Origin of the sequence: Citrobacter pasteurii (assembly GCF_019047765.1) — a bacterium.
Taxonomy (GTDB): Bacteria; Pseudomonadota; Gammaproteobacteria; order Enterobacterales; family Enterobacteriaceae; genus Citrobacter; species Citrobacter pasteurii.
The window spans coordinates 3,681,967-3,697,491 of the sequence record NZ_CP077262.1 but is presented as its reverse complement, the minus strand read 5'-3'; the positions used below and the strand labels follow the sequence as shown (position 1 = coordinate 3,697,491).

Sequence of the window (15,525 nt, the reverse complement as noted above, 5' to 3'; positions counted from 1 at the left end):
GAGTCGAATGCAGCAATTTTTCCCTGATGATGCTATCTGGCGTAATGTCCGCCTGGCGACCATGGATCCTGAACGTGATACCCCGTATGGGCTGGTGGATGGTCATGCGCTGATCGTCCGCCAGGGTAAGATTCGCGATATCGTCCCAGAGTCATCGTTATACCTCACGCATGACAATACCCTGGATATGCAAGGACGATTGATTACGCCGGGTCTGATTGACTGCCATACGCACCTGGTGTTTGGCGGCAATCGCGCAGGTGAATGGGAACAGCGGTTAAACGGTGTTTCATACCAACAGATCAGTGCTCAGGGGGGAGGGATCAATGCCACCGTGTCGGCGACGCGCAGCGCCTCCGATGAGCAGCTCTTACAGCTCGCACAGGGGCGAATGGAACGGTTGATCAAAGAAGGCGTTACGTTGCTGGAAATCAAATCGGGCTACGGCCTGGATTTGCAGACAGAAGAGAAGATTCTACGCGTGGCGGCGGCACTGGCTGCGGAGAATATCGTAGAAATAAGTCCGACGCTGTTGGCTGCGCACGCGACTCCAGCGGAATTCAGGGATGATCCTGACGGCTATATTACGCTGGTGTGCGAGACCATTTTGCCGCAGCTGTGGGAACAGGGTCTGTTCGAGACCGTCGATCTGTTCTGTGAAAGCGTCGGATTTAACCTCGCGCAGAGCGAACGGGTATTTAAGGCCGCCCAGACGTTGGGCATTCCGGTTAAGGGTCACGTTGAACAGTTGTCGCTGCTGGGGGGGGCGCAGTTGGTAAGCCGCTATCACGGATTATCCGCCGACCATATTGAATACCTCGATGAAGAGGGCGTGGCGGCGATGAGTCAAAGCGGTACGGTCGGCGTGCTGCTGCCCGGCGCGTTTTATTTCCTCAAAGAGCAGCAGCGCCCCCCGGTAGAGCTGCTGCGTCAATATCAGGTCCCGATGGCAGTGGCGACGGATTTCAACCCCGGCACCAGTCCGTTTATCAGCCTGCACTGGGCGATGAATATGGTCTGCGTTCAGTTTGGCTTAACGCCGGAAGAGGCATGGGCAGGGGTAACGCGTCATGCTGCCCGTGCGCTGGGGCGTCATGCCACTCACGGTCAACTGAAAGCCGGATTTGTGGCCGACTTTGTGGTGTGGGACGCACAATTACCGGTCGAAATTCTCTATGAGCCCGGTCGTAACCCGATCTACCAGCGCGTATTCCGAGGACAACCATCATGACCAACTGGCAACCCGCTTCTTCTGCGCTCTGGCAAGGTCGCGATGACCGCGCTGAATCGCCAACTGCGCTGCGCCTGTTTCAGACCATCACGCTCAGTACAGCGTTTAGCCCTGAAAACTATCGCGAGCAGATAGCGCTACTGGGATTCGCCTGCGATGAAGGCGTGAAGCGAAATCAGGGACGCACGGGTGCCGCCGGAGCACCCGATGCGCTACGCAAAGCGCTTGCAAATTTAGCCAGTCACCACGGTCATGATCGGCTGGTGGATCTGGGTAATATTGTGGCGCAGGCTCCCGATCTCGAAGGCGCGCAGCAGGCGTTACGCCATGCGGTGCAACGCTGCCAGCAGGCTGAAATGCGTACCTTCGTGCTGGGTGGGGGGCACGAAACCGCCTTCGCGCACGGTGCAGGCGTACTGGATGCGTTCCCGCGTTCAACCGTAGGTATCGTCAACCTCGATGCTCACCTGGATTTACGCCATGCTGACCAGGCGACCTCTGGTACGCCTTTTCGCCAGTTGGCGCAGCTCTGCGATGCGCAACAGCGAGAATTTCGTTACGCCTGCTTTGGCGTTAACCGGGCGGCCAACACCCAGGCATTGTGGGATGAAGCGCAGCGACTCGGTGTGACCGTAGTGGAGGATCTGCACTGTCATAATGCGCAGGCGCAGATGGCGCAGTTCATATCAAGCGTCGACGTTATCTATCTGACTATCGATCTCGATGTTTTGCCGGTATGGGAAATGCCCGCCGTATCCGCGCCTGCTGCGTTGGGTGTCCCGCTGGCGACATTGCTGGGGCTGATTGAACCCCTTTGTCGCAGCGGTAAACTCCAGGCGGTGGATATGGTTGAATTTAATCCCCGTTTTGACGATGATGGCAACGCGGCGCGCGTTGCGGCGCGGCTTGGCTGGCAAATCGCACACTGGTGGCACTGACGTGCCTGATAACGTTACGCCGCCATTTGGCAACTCTTATTCTCAGCTTAAGGAAGGCTAACGCATGCACCCATCCCGTTCTGCTCCGGCTCCTTTTTACGAAAAGGTCAAAATGGAGATCAGTGAGAAGATTTCCAGCGGTATCTGGCAACCTCACGATCGTATCCCATCTGAGGCGGAACTGGTGGCGCAGTATGGTTTTAGCCGCATGACCATCAACCGGGCGCTGCGTGAGCTAACGGATGAAGGATTACTGGTGCGTTTGCAAGGGGTGGGGACGTTTGTCGCTGAGCCAAAAGGCCAATCCGCGCTGTTCGAAATTCGCAGCATCGCGGATGAAATTAATGCGCGCCAGCATCAGCACCGATGCGAGGTGCTGACCCTGGAAAGAACTCAGGCAAACGCGCAGCAGGCTTTGGAGTTAAACGTCAAAGAAGGCACCTCCATTTTTCACTCTGTCATGGTGCACTACGAGAACGCCCTACCCGTGCAGATTGAAGATCGCTGTGTGAATGCCGAAATTGTGCCCGAGTATCTGTTGCAGGATTACAGCCAGACCACGCCGCATGCTTACCTGTCACTCATCGCCCCTTTGACGGAAGGGGAACATATTGTCGAAGCGGTACGCGCCAGCGCGGAAGAGTGTGCGCTGTTGCATATCAAAGAGCACGATCCCTGCCTGTTGATCCGCCGTAAGACCTGGTCGGCGTCTTCTATTGTCTCTCATGCCCGTTTGCTCTTCCCGGGTTCCCGCTATCGCCTGCAAGGACGGTTTATGTCCTGATACAGGAGATGAAAACCGTGATTGCTGACGCAATATAATAAAAATGTATCTTAATTGTTAAAATCGACCTTGCGATAGCTTGTATAGACAAGTATATACTCCAGATGTGCGTAACCATTCAACGTAGGCCTGATAAGACGCGTTAGCGTCGCCATCAGGCACTTGCCGGATGGCGGCGTAAACGCCTGATCCGGCCTACATTCTGTCCGAGGAGTGCTCTACCATGTCTCATAGCAAGTATCGTCAGCAGGATATTCGTGCCCCACGCGGCACTACCTTAACGGCCAAAAGCTGGCTGACCGAAGCGCCGCTGCGCATGTTAATGAACAATCTGGATCCTGATGTGGCGGAAAATCCGCATGAGCTGGTGGTTTACGGCGGGATTGGCCGTGCAGCGCGGGACTGGGAGTGCTATGACGCCATCGTCAAGGCGCTGACCGAACTTGAATCCGATGAAACCCTGCTGGTTCAGTCCGGCAAACCGGTCGGCGTGTTCAAAACCCATGACAATGCGCCGCGCGTGCTGATTGCCAACTCCAACCTGGTGCCGCATTGGGCTACCTGGGAACACTTTAATGAACTGGACGCCAAAGGGCTGGCGATGTACGGCCAGATGACCGCCGGGAGCTGGATCTACATCGGCAGTCAGGGCATCGTGCAGGGGACTTATGAAACCTTCGTTGAGGCCGGGCGTCAGCATTATCAGGGTAACCTGAGCGGACGCTGGGTTCTGACCGCCGGGCTGGGCGGCATGGGCGGCGCGCAACCGCTCGCTGCAACGCTGGCGGGTGCGTGTTCGCTGAATATTGAATGCCAGCAAAGCCGGATCGATTTCCGTCTGCGTACCCGCTACGTGGACGAGCAGGCGACATCGCTTGACGATGCGCTGGCGCGTATTGATAAGTACACCCGCGAGGGTAAAGCGGTCTCTATTGCGCTGTGCGCGAACGCCGCCGACGTTGTGCCGGAACTGGTGAAGCGCGGCGTGCGCCCGGATATGGTCACCGACCAGACCAGCGCCCACGATCCGCTGCATGGCTATCTGCCGTCCGGCTGGAGTTGGGAAGAATACCAGGCGAAAGCGGTGTCCGATCCGCAGGGCACGGTGCAGGCGGCGAAACGCTCCATGGCAACGCACGTCGAGGCGATGCTGGCGTTTAGCAAAATGGGCGTGCCGACGTTTGATTACGGTAATAATATTCGCCAGATGGCCAAAGAGATGGGGGTGGAAAACGCCTTTGATTTCCCAGGATTTGTGCCTGCTTATATTCGTCCGTTGTTCTGCCGCGGCATTGGCCCGTTCCGCTGGGTGGCGCTTTCCGGCGATCCGCAGGATATTTATAAAACCGATGCCAAAGTGAAAGAGATCGTGGCTGACGATAAACATCTACACCACTGGCTGGATATGGCGCGTGAGCGGATTAATTTCCAGGGTTTACCGGCGCGTATCTGCTGGGTCGGGCTGGAATGGCGGCAAAAGCTGGGGCTGGCGTTTAACGAGATGGTACGTAGCGGTGAAGTGTCCGCGCCGATTGTTATTGGCCGTGACCATCTGGATTCAGGCTCTGTTGCCAGCCCGAACCGCGAAACCGAGGCCATGCGCGACGGTTCTGACGCCGTATCCGACTGGCCGCTGTTGAATGCGCTGCTTAACACTGCCAGCGGCGCGACCTGGGTGTCACTGCACCACGGTGGCGGGGTAGGAATGGGCTTCTCCCAGCATGCCGGGATGGTGATTGTGTGTGATGGCACCGATGAAGCCGCTGCGCGTATTGCCAGGGTTTTACACAACGATCCGGCGACCGGGGTGATGCGTCACGCCGACGCCGGGTATGACATTGCGGTGGAATGCGCCGTCGAAGAAGGGCTGAATTTGCCGATGATTGCTGCGACGCAGGAGAAACGCTGATATGAACACCATGACATTAACACCCGGCCATCTGAGCTTTGCGCAACTACGCGACATCTGGCAGCAGCCGGTCAAATTGAGTCTGGATGCCGCCGCGATTGATGCTATCAACGCCAGCGTCGCCTGCGTCAATAATATTGTCACTGAAGGCCGCACGGCATATGGCATTAATACGGGGTTTGGCTTGCTGGCCCAGACCCGTATCGCCACGGAAGACTTGCAGAATTTGCAGCGCTCGTTGGTGCTTTCCCATGCGGCAGGCGTCGGCGAGGCGCTCGATGACGACATGGTTCGCCTGATTATGGTGCTGAAAATTAACAGCCTGGCGCGTGGTTTTTCCGGTATTCGCCTGAGTGTCATTGAAGCGCTGATTGCGCTGGTGAATGCCGAAGTGTATCCGCTGATCCCGGCGAAAGGCTCGGTGGGCGCATCGGGCGATCTGGCTCCGCTGGCGCATATGTCCCTGACGCTGTTGGGAGAAGGCAAGGCGCGCTGGCAGGGAGAATGGCTCCCGGCGACAGACGCGCTGAAGAAGGCCGGACTGGAGCCGATTACTCTGGAGGCGAAAGAAGGGCTGGCACTGCTGAACGGCACCCAGGCTTCCACCGCCTTTGCATTACGTGGGTTGATTGAGGCGCAGGAGCTGTTTGCTTCCGCGACGGTGTGCGGGGCGCTGACCACCGAAGCGGTTTTAGGCTCGCGTCGTCCGTTTGATGCCCGTATTCATGCGGCGCGAGGACAGCGTGGACAAATTGATGCCGCGACGTTGTATCGCCATGTGTTGACTGATTCCAGCGCACTTTCACAGTCGCATCATAACTGTGAAAAAGTGCAGGATCCCTATTCTCTGCGCTGTCAGCCGCAGGTGATGGGGGCGTGTCTGACGCAAATGCGCCAGGCAATGGATGTTCTGCTGGTGGAAGCCAACGCGGTTTCCGACAACCCGCTGGTGTTTGCCGAAGAAGGTGATGTGATTTCTGGTGGTAACTTCCATGCTGAACCGGTGGCGATGGCGGCAGATAATCTGGCGCTGGCGATCGCGGAAATCGGCTCGTTATCAGAACGACGTATTGCGCTGATGATGGACAAACATATGTCGCAGTTGCCGCCGTTCCTGGTGAAAAATGGCGGGGTTAACTCCGGTTTTATGATTGCCCAGGTGACCGCCGCTGCGCTGGCGAGCGAGAATAAAGCCCTCGCGCATCCGCACAGCGTAGACAGCCTGCCAACCTCCGCCAACCAGGAAGATCATGTGTCGATGGCGCCCGCGGCGGGACGCAGACTGTGGGAGATGGCGGCGAATACGCGCGGCGTGATTGCCGTGGAGTGGCTGGCGGCGTGTCAGGGAATTGACCTGCGTGAAGGGTTAACCTCAAGCCCGCTGCTGGAGCAGGCGCGTCAGACGCTACGTGAGCAGGTTGCCCACTATACGCAGGATCGCTTTTTCGCCCCGGATATCGAGTGCGCGACCGAACTGTTAGCGCAGGGCGCGCTGCTGCATTTAGTTCCGGAGTTTCTGTAAAAATGCCGGATGGCGCTGACGCTTATCCGGCCTACAAACCAGCTCGTAGGCCGGATAAAACGCGTCAGCGTTGCCATCCGGCACAGAGATTAACTAAACATCGCTGTAATCGAGGCGCTGGCGAGCGAGTGGAAATGGACATTAAATCCGACCATCGCGCCGCTGGCACCTTCATCGACATCAAGACGCTCCACATCCAGCGCATGGACCGTAAAGATATAGCGATGGGTTTCCCCTTTCGGCGGCGCTGCGCCGCCATAGCCCGCTTTACCAAAATCCGTACGGGTTTGAATCACCCCATCCGGCAGTGCAACCAGTCCGGAGCCAGACCCTTGTGGTAAAACCCGGGTATCTGCAGGCAGGTTAACCACCACCCAGTGCCACCAGCCGGAGCCGGTTGGCGCATCAGGATCGTAGCAGGTCACGACAAAGCTTTTGGTCCCAGCGGGTACGTCATCCCATGCCAGATGTGGCGAAAGATTATCCCCGTCATACCCCATGCCGTTAAAGACGTGGCGATGTGGTAGCTTTTCCCCATCGCGCAGATCGTTGCTGATTAGTTTCATACTGACTCCTCTCGTTAGCCAAAAAGTGTAGCCAGAAACCGTAGAGCTTACCGCTGATTAATCGCTAAAAAATGTTGCATGGCGCACAGCCTCATTGACGGCCTGCGTCAGGCGGCGCAACTGCTCAGGCTGAATAATGTACGGCGGCATCAGATAGATGAGCTTACCAAACGGTCTTATCCACACGCCCTGATCGACAAAGAACTTCTGTAGTGCTGCCATATTTACCGGCTGGGTGGTTTCGATTACGCCGATGGCGCCAAGCACGCGGACATCGGCGACCCAACGGGAGTCCGCCGCTGGGGCGAGCTCTGCCCACAGCTGCGCTTCAATGGCCGCGACCTGCGAGCGCCATTCATTGGTTTCGAGCAGCGACAGGCTGGCGGAGGCGACGGCGCAGGCCAGTGGATTACCCATGAAAGTTGGGCCGTGCATAAAGCAGCCAGCATCACCGTTGCTGATGGTTTCTGCGACCAGGCGGGTGGTCAGGGTCGCGGAAAGGGTCATTGTCCCGCCGGTTAACGCTTTGCCGAGGCACAAAATATCTGGCGTAATATCGGCGTGTTCACAGGCAAACAGCTTGCCGGTGCGACCAAACCCGGTGGCGATTTCATCGGCAATCAACAGGATACCTTCACGGTCACACATCTTACGAATACGTTTCAGCCATTCGGGGTGATACATACGCATACCGCCAGCGCCTTGTACGATTGGCTCAAGGATCACCGCCGCTATCTCGTGGCGATGCGCGGCCATCAGGCGGGCGAACGGTACCATATCCAGTTCATCCCACTCACCGTTCATACGGCTCTGTGGGGCTGGGGCGAACAGGTTTTCTGGCAGGTAACCCTTCCACAGGCTATGCATTGAGTTGTCGGGATCGCAGACCGACATTGCGCCGAAGGTGTCACCGTGATAGCCGTTACGAAACGTCAGGAAACGCTGACGCGCTTCGCCTTTGGCCTGCCAGTATTGCAGCGCCATTTTCATTGCCACTTCGACGGCAACCGAACCTGAATCCGCGAGAAAAACGCACTCCAGCGCCTCGGGCGTCATCGCCACCAACTGGCGACACAATGTAATGGCCGGGGCATGGGTAATACCACCAAACATCACGTGTGACATGGCATCAATCTGCGTTTTCATCGCGGCGTTCAGTTGCGGGTGATTGTAACCGTGGATTGCCGCCCACCAGGATGACATGCCGTCAATCAGTCTTTCACCGTTGGCTAAAATCAGTTCGCAACCTTCGGCGCGTGCTACCGGATAAACCGGCAAAGGGGAGGTCATGGAGGTATATGGATGCCAGATATGGCGTTGGTCAAAAGCAATATCGTCCGTTGTCATAATCGACTTGTAAACCAAATTAAAAAGATTTAGGTTTACGAGTCTACACAAAACTCACAACGAAACGTATATCAATATGGCTCACACTTCTCGCTGGACAATGTCGCAAGTCACCAAATTATTTGAAAAACCCCTGCTGGATCTGCTGTTTGAAGCGCAACAAGTGCACCGTCAGCATTTTGATCCGCGGCAGGTACAGGTGAGTACGCTGCTGTCGATTAAAACCGGTGCCTGTCCGGAAGACTGCAAATACTGCCCGCAAAGTTCCCGCTATAAAACCGGTCTGGAAACCGAGCGTCTGATGGAAGTTGAGCAGGTTCTGGATTCCGCGCGTAAGGCGAAGCAGGCAGGTTCAACGCGGTTTTGCATGGGCGCGGCGTGGAAGAATCCTCACGAACGCGATATGCCTTACCTGGAACAGATGGTTCAGGGCGTAAAAGCGCTGGGGCTGGAAGCGTGTATGACGCTGGGCACGTTGGACGAAACCCAGGCTCAGCGTCTGGCCAATGCGGGTCTGGACTACTACAACCACAACCTCGACACCTCGCCGGAATTTTACGGCAATATCATCACCACCCGTTCGTATCAGGAGCGCCTGGATACGCTGGATAAAGTGCGTGAGGCGGGCATTAAAGTGTGCTCCGGCGGGATTGTGGGGCTGGGGGAAACGGTCACCGATCGCGCGGGTCTGCTGCTGCAACTGGCGAATCTGCCAACCCCGCCGGAAAGCGTCCCCATCAACATGCTGGTGAAAGTAAAAGGCACGCCGCTGGCTGATAACGACGATGTCGATGCGTTTGATTTTATTCGCACTATCGCCGTCGCGCGCATCATGATGCCGACCTCGTATGTGCGTCTTTCCGCCGGGCGCGAGCAGATGAACGAACAAACCCAGGCAATGTGTTTTATGGCTGGGGCCAACTCGATTTTCTATGGTTGCAAACTGCTCACTACACCCAACCCGAACGAAGACAAAGATCTGCTTTTATTCCGCAAACTCGGTCTGAATCCGCAACAAACGGCGGTACTGGCGGGCGATAACGAACAGCAGCAACGCCTGGAGCAGGCGCTGCGTACTCCGGATACCGACGATTACTACAACGCGGCAACCGTATGACCTGGCAACAAAAAATCGACGATGCGCTGGCAGCGCGTTGTGCTGCCGATGCCCTGCGTCGTCGCTATGCAGTGACGCAGGGCGCCGGTCGTTGGCTGCAGGCTGATGGTCGCCAGTATCTGAATTTCTCCAGCAACGACTACCTTGGCTTAAGCCACCACCCGCATATTGTGTGTGCGTGGCAGCAGGGGGCAGAACGGTTTGGCGTCGGCAGCGGCGGCTCGGGTCATGTCAGCGGTTATTCGGTTGCGCATCAGGCGCTGGAAGAAGAACTGGCCCACTGGCTGGGCTATTCCCGGGCACTGTTGTTCATCTCCGGTTTTGCCGCTAATCAGGCGGTGATCACCGCGCTGATGGGCAAAGAGGATCGGATTGTTGCCGACCGACTCAGCCATGCGTCGTTGCTGGAAGCGGCCAGTCTGAGTCCCGCCGTGTTACGCCGTTTTACCCATAACGACCCGCAACATTTGGCTCGTCTGCTGTCAGCCCCTTGTCCGGGGCAGCAGCTCGTGGTGACTGAAGGCGTATTCAGCATGGATGGCGATAGCGCACCGCTGGCGGATATCCATGCCGCAGCGCAACGCCAGGGGGCCTGGTTGCTGGTGGATGATGCGCACGGTATCGGTGTCACTGGTGAAGAAGGTCGCGGATCATGCTGGCACTCGCAGGTCAAACCTGAACTGCTGGTGGTGACATTTGGTAAGGGATTTGGCGTCAGCGGCGCGGCAATCCTGTGTTCAGACAGCGTGGCTGATTATCTGCTGCAATTTGCCCGTCATCTGATTTACAGCACCAGCATGCCGCCTGCTCAGGCGCAGGCATTGCGTGCCGCGCTGGCAGTGATCCGCAGTCGTGAGGGCGATGAACGCCGGGAAAAACTGGCTATGTTAATCCAACGTTTTCGTGCTGGCCTGGATATTGCGGATTTCACGCTGGCAAACTCAGACAGTGCCATCCAGCCATTGATCGTGGGCGATAACCATAAAGCGCTGCAACTGGCGGAGGCTTTACGCGCTCAAGGTTGTTGGGTGACCGCCATCCGGCCTCCTACGGTACCGGTCGGCACAGCCAGATTGCGGCTGACGCTGACGCAGGCGCATGAATGCCAAGATATCGACTGTTTACTGGAGGTGCTGCATGGCGCAGGTTAATAAACAGGCCATTGCTGCCGCATTTGGACGCGCTGCTTCCCGCTATGAGCAACATGCCGGGCTACAGTGTCAAAGCGCCGACGCCTTGCTGGCGCTACTTGGTGAACGGGATTATGCACGGGTACTGGATGCGGGGTGCGGCCCTGGGCGCATGAGTCGCTACTGGCGTGAGCAGGGAAGCGAAGTCAGCGCACTGGATCTTTCTGAACAAATGCTGGCAGAGGCACAGCGGAAAAATGCTGCCCACCACTATCTGCTGGCGGATATTGAAGCCATCCCACAAAACGCCGCCACCTTTGACCTGGCCTGGAGCAATCTGGCGGTTCAGTGGTGCGATAATTTACGCGGGGCGCTAAACGAGCTTTGCCGGGTTGTGCGCCCCGGAGGCACGGTGGCGTTTAGTACGTTGGCACATGGTTCGATGCCTGAATTACGCCGGGCGTGGCAAGCGGTAGATGACCGGGAGCACACCAACCGTTTCTTGCCCGTGGAGCAACTTGAAAAGGCTCTGCATGGCTGGGACGTTGAGTATCAGCTTCATACGGTGACACTGTGGTTTGATGACGCGTTGAGCGCCATGCGCTCGCTCAAAGGGATCGGTGCGACGCATCTCCATGATGGACGCGAACAGCGCGTACTGACCCGTTCACAACTGCAGCAGTTACAGTTAGCCTGGCCCTCTGTGCAGGGAAAATACCCGCTGACGTATCAACTTTTTTTAGGAGTAATTCAACGTGACCAGAACGTATTTTGTCACCGGGACGGACACTGAGGTTGGTAAAACAATTGCCAGCTGTGCGCTCCTGCAGGCAGCGGGGCAATTGGGTTATCGAACGGTCGGCTATAAGCCTGTAGCCTCTGGGAGTGAAATGACGGCAGATGGTCTGCGAAACTCTGACGCCCTTGCCCTGCAGCGCAACAGCGCTGTGGCAGTGAATTATACGGCAATCAATCCCTATACCTTTGCCGAACCCACGTCACCGCATATCATCAGCGCTGATGAAGGGCGACCGATTCTGGCCTCAGTGATGTCTGCTGGTTTACAGGCGCTGCGAATGCAGGCTGACTGGGTGCTGGTGGAGGGCGCTGGCGGTTGGTTTACGCCGCTTTCACCCACGCTGAGTTTTTCTGACTGGGTACAAACAGAACAACTGCCGGTGATTCTGGTGGTTGGCGTCAAGCTTGGCTGCATCAACCATGCCATTCTGACTGCGCAAGCGGTACAACAGGTTGGGTTGACGCTGGCGGGGTGGGTCGCCAATGATGTGGCTCCGCCAGGGAAACGCCATTCTGAATATATGGCAACGCTGAAACGCGCGATTCCGGCCCCGCTGCTGGGGGAGATCCCATGGCTGGAAGACGAGCCAGAACGCGCAACGACAGGGCATTACCTCGACCTTAGCGTTTTGCCTCTGGCGCCATCCAGCCGTTAAGAAACGGGTCGTTGAGCTGCCCCAGTTGTCCCTGGGCCACATTGCGTCCGCGATGTAACAGGCAATAGCAATCAGCGACCCGACGAATAAACGGCAGGCTTTGCTCTGCGAGCATAATGGCGATGCCCAACTCCTGGCTTAGCCTCACAATCAGGTTCCCCAGCTTGTGGATATACGCCTGACCCGTTCCTCGCGTAGGCTCATCGAGGATCAGCAGGCGTGGGCGTGTAACCAGCGCGCTGGCGAGCGCGAGCTGGTGCTGATTATCCTCTGATAAGGCAACCCCTTTGGTCTGACGCAGACTGTATAACTGTGGGAAGAGGCGGTATATATCGCTGCTGTTCATCGTTTCGCTTTCCTCAACCGCCTGGCGCGCAATATGCAGATTTTCCTCGACCGTCAGCTGCGAAAAAATCCGTCTCTGTTGTGAAACGGAGTTAATACCCAGCGCAATGCGATTTGCCGCTGGGATCGGGCTCAGATCGCACGGTGGTGCGCCTGCCTGATGCCAGACCATCGTACCGCTTTCAATAGGCAAATTGCCGATGATGCAATTGGCCAGCGTCGTTTTCCCCATCCCCGGAAGTCCCAGCACACCGGTACACTTGCCGGGCTGCAGGTCGAGATCCACATCCCATAGCGTGTGCTGGTTACCGTAATAGTGATTCACTGCGCGAAGACTCAACATAGATTTTCTCCATCATGAAGTTATCCGCCCGACAGGCCGGGGAGCAGAAGAAAATTGCAAATCTCTTGCCACAAATGGGAAATGCGCGAAAAACAGCGGGATAGCGTGATCCACCGGCAGCGATATCTGGTTTTTAACGATACGGGTTAATTTTGCGCACATTGCCAGTGCCTGGTCGCGTCGGGATGGTGCAGGCAGGTAAATGGTGAAAATGCGAGCAAGATCTCGACCACCTCCAGGGCTTCGTTAGCTGATAAATATAAAAAAATGGCGATAATTTTTTTTTATCCCACTCGAAAAGAGCAAGTCGGTGTTTTTGCCAGGCGGCAGTCAGCACGGGCTGGAGGCAGTTATCCACTATTCCTGTGGATAACCTTGTGTATTAGAGTTAGAAAACACAATGTAAGCGAGAGAAGACGCGGCCTGCGACTAAATTGATGCGAAAGACGGCTCGAGAGAATAGTTATTGAAATACAGAATGTTAGATAAAAGCAATGGCTGTCGCGGAAGTGTCATGCGTTGCCATAAAACTTTCATCTGCCGTCTTGACAAATGTTAAAAAAGTCATTGGTTTGGGGATAACACATTTTTACTGGTGTTTTATCCCGCCAGTGCCAAAATTTTAGCCTGCTCTGACGGGCATTCTGATGGCGTAACAGAAATATTCTGGTGTGTTACTGTTTTTTCATCCAGTATATTTTACTGGCAAAATATACTGCTGCGGGTAAAATTACACACCTGCCCGCCCATTGCTTCAGGTAGCTGCTCATGAGTAAACCGTTCAAACTGAATTCCGCTTTTAAACCCTCTGGCGATCAGCCTGAGGCGATTCGTCGCCTGGAAGAAGGGCTGGAGGATGGTCTGGCGCATCAGACGCTGCTCGGGGTGACGGGGTCGGGGAAGACATTCACTATCGCCAACGTGATTGCGGACTTGCAGCGTCCTACCATGGTGCTGGCTCCCAATAAGACGCTTGCTGCTCAGCTGTACGGTGAGATGAAAGAGTTCTTCCCGGATAACGCAGTGGAATATTTCGTCTCCTACTACGACTATTATCAGCCGGAAGCTTATGTCCCGAGCTCGGATACTTTTATCGAGAAAGATGCGTCGGTAAACGAACACATTGAACAGATGCGCCTGTCGGCGACCAAAGCCCTGCTTGAACGGCGGGATGTGGTGGTGGTGGCCTCGGTTTCCGCGATCTATGGTCTGGGCGATCCGGATCTGTATCTGAAGATGATGTTGCACCTGACGGTGGGGATGATTATCGATCAGCGTGCGATCCTGCGCCGGCTTGCTGAACTGCAATACACGCGTAACGATCAGGCATTCCAGCGCGGGACGTTCCGCGTGCGTGGTGAGGTGATCGATATCTTTCCGGCCGAATCTGACGATATCGCGCTACGCGTCGAGTTGTTTGATGAAGAAGTTGAGCGCTTGTCGCTGTTTGACCCGCTGACCGGGCAGGTTGAATCCGCTATTTCGCGCTTCACCATTTACCCGAAAACCCATTACGTGACGCCGCGCGAACGTATTGTGCAGGCAATGGAAGAAATTAAAGTCGAGCTGGCGGAGCGCCGCAAAATCCTGCTGGCGAACAACAAGCTGGTGGAAGAACAGCGTTTAAGCCAGCGTACGCAGTTCGATCTGGAAATGATGAACGAGCTGGGTTACTGCTCGGGGATTGAAAACTATTCACGCTATCTGTCCGGACGCGGTCCGGGCGAGCCGCCGCCGACGCTGTTTGATTACCTGCCCGCCGATGGCCTGTTGGTGGTGGATGAATCCCACGTTACGATTCCGCAAATTGGTGGGATGTACCGTGGCGACCGGGCACGAAAAGAGACGCTGGTTGAGTATGGATTCCGTCTGCCGTCGGCGCTGGATAACCGTCCGCTGAAGTTTGAAGAGTTTGAGGCGCTGGCACCGCAAACCATTTATGTCTCAGCGACACCGGGCAATTATGAGCTGGAGAAATCCGGTGAGGATGTGGTCGATCAGGTGGTGCGGCCGACCGGGCTGCTGGACCCGGTCATTGAAGTTCGTCCGGTGGCGACACAGGTTGATGACCTGCTGTCTGAGATCCGCACCCGTGCGGCGATTAACGAACGCGTGCTGGTGACGACACTTACCAAACGCATGGCGGAAGACCTCACCGAATACCTTGAAGAGCACGGCGAGCGGGTGCGCTATCTGCACTCCGACATTGATACCGTGGAACGCATGGAAATCATTCGTGATTTGCGCCTGGGCGAGTTTGACGTGCTGGTGGGTATCAACCTGTTGCGAGAAGGCCTGGACATGCCTGAGGTCTCTCTGGTGGCGATTCTGGATGCAGACAAAGAAGGGTTCCTGCGTTCGGAACGATCGCTTATCCAGACCATCGGTCGAGCGGCGCGTAACATCAACGGTAAAGCGATTCTCTACGGCGATAAAATTACCGCCTCAATGGCCAAAGCGATTGGTGAAACCGAACGCCGTCGTGAGAAACAGCAGCTCTACAACGAAGAGCACGGTATTACGCCACAGGGGCTGAACAAGAAAGTCGTTGATATTCTGGCGTTGGGTCAGAATATTGCGAAGACCAAAGCGAAAGGTAAAGGGAAGTCGCGTGCCGGGGCGAAATCCGAGGTTGTTGAGCTGGACATGACGCCGAAAGCGCTGCAGCAGAAGATTCACGAGTTAGAAGGTCAGATGATGCTGCATGCGCAGAACCTTGAGTTCGAAGAGGCCGCGCAGATCCGTGACCAGTTGCATCAGTTGCGCGAGCTGTTTATCGCGGCATCGTAGGTGGGTGCCGGATGCGGGGTAAACCCCTTATCCGGCCTACAAGCGCACC

At 56.2% G+C, this 15,525-nt stretch carries 13 protein-coding genes; 10 read left to right on the top strand and 3 right to left on the bottom strand.

The annotated features are described in order from the left end of the window. The first annotated feature begins 7 nt into the window (after positions 1–7). The 5 genes from hutI to hutH all read left to right on the top strand — a co-directional run bounded on the left by hutI (position 8) and on the right by hutH (position 6,384). Positions 8–1,231 carry an imidazolonepropionase gene (hutI, locus tag I6L54_RS18035; protein WP_040231279.1) on the top strand — a complete coding sequence of 408 codons (1,224 nt, stop codon included), beginning with the start codon at positions 8–10 and terminating at the stop codon, positions 1,229–1,231. Continuing rightward, on the top strand, positions 1,228–2,169 hold the full coding sequence (hutG, locus tag I6L54_RS18030) for a formimidoylglutamase (protein WP_040231277.1): 942 nt from the start codon (positions 1,228–1,230) through the stop codon (positions 2,167–2,169). The genes hutI and hutG overlap by 4 nt, the downstream gene beginning before the upstream one ends. Positions 2,170–2,233: 64 nt before the next feature. Continuing rightward, entirely contained in the window at positions 2,234–2,953 is a 720-nt protein-coding gene (locus I6L54_RS18025; protein WP_005123762.1) for a histidine utilization repressor, read from the top strand. Between the two features lie 223 nt (positions 2,954–3,176). Continuing rightward, positions 3,177–4,862, top strand: a complete 1,686-nt coding sequence (gene hutU / locus I6L54_RS18020; protein ID WP_137378390.1) for a urocanate hydratase — start codon at positions 3,177–3,179, stop codon at positions 4,860–4,862. Position 4,863: 1 nt separating this feature from the next. After that, entirely contained in the window at positions 4,864–6,384 is a 1,521-nt protein-coding gene (gene hutH / locus I6L54_RS18015) for a histidine ammonia-lyase (protein ID WP_005123760.1), read from the top strand. Positions 6,385–6,473: 89 nt separating this feature from the next. Here the strand turns inward: hutH and I6L54_RS18010 are convergent, their stop codons facing one another. Together I6L54_RS18010 and bioA are read right to left on the bottom strand one after the other, a co-directional pair. Continuing rightward, the gene (locus tag I6L54_RS18010; RefSeq protein ID WP_005123759.1) at positions 6,474–6,950 is read right to left on the bottom strand and encodes a kinase inhibitor; all 477 of its coding nucleotides are present in this window, start codon (positions 6,948–6,950) and stop codon (positions 6,474–6,476) included. A 57-nt stretch (positions 6,951–7,007) separates the two neighbouring features. Next, entirely contained in the window at positions 7,008–8,297 is a 1,290-nt protein-coding gene (gene bioA, locus I6L54_RS18005) for an adenosylmethionine--8-amino-7-oxononanoate transaminase (protein ID WP_005123758.1), read from the bottom strand. Between the two features lie 76 nt (positions 8,298–8,373). Between bioA and bioB the strand changes: the two genes are divergently transcribed. The 4 genes from bioB to bioD are packed head-to-tail and all read left to right on the top strand — an operon-like array spanning position 8,374 to position 11,998. Beyond that, the gene (gene bioB / locus I6L54_RS18000; RefSeq protein ID WP_040230407.1) at positions 8,374–9,414 is read left to right on the top strand and encodes a biotin synthase BioB; all 1,041 of its coding nucleotides are present in this window, start codon (positions 8,374–8,376) and stop codon (positions 9,412–9,414) included. Further along, entirely contained in the window at positions 9,411–10,565 is a 1,155-nt protein-coding gene (gene bioF, locus I6L54_RS17995; RefSeq protein ID WP_040230409.1) for an 8-amino-7-oxononanoate synthase, read from the top strand. Before bioB ends, bioF begins: the two co-directional genes overlap by 4 nt. Next, on the top strand, positions 10,552–11,337 hold the full coding sequence (gene bioC, locus I6L54_RS17990) for a malonyl-ACP O-methyltransferase BioC (RefSeq protein ID WP_005123754.1): 786 nt from the start codon (positions 10,552–10,554) through the stop codon (positions 11,335–11,337). Before bioF ends, bioC begins: the two co-directional genes overlap by 14 nt. Next, positions 11,300–11,998 (top strand): dethiobiotin synthase, encoded by a 699-nt coding sequence (gene bioD / locus I6L54_RS17985; protein WP_040230412.1) that lies wholly within the window; start codon positions 11,300–11,302, stop codon positions 11,996–11,998. The genes bioC and bioD overlap by 38 nt, the downstream gene beginning before the upstream one ends. Here the strand turns inward: bioD and I6L54_RS17980 are convergent. Continuing rightward, positions 11,964–12,686 (bottom strand): ABC transporter ATP-binding protein, encoded by a 723-nt coding sequence (locus tag I6L54_RS17980; RefSeq protein ID WP_005123752.1) that lies wholly within the window; start codon positions 12,684–12,686, stop codon positions 11,964–11,966. The two genes, bioD and I6L54_RS17980, sit on opposite strands and share 35 nt — an antisense overlap. 768 nt (positions 12,687–13,454) lie before the next feature. On the opposite strand from I6L54_RS17980, the gene uvrB reads away from it, so the two are divergent. Beyond that, positions 13,455–15,476, top strand: coding sequence for an excinuclease ABC subunit UvrB (gene uvrB / locus I6L54_RS17975; RefSeq protein WP_005123745.1), 2,022 nt, complete (start codon positions 13,455–13,457; stop codon positions 15,474–15,476). Positions 15,477–15,525: the final 49 nt, after the last annotated feature.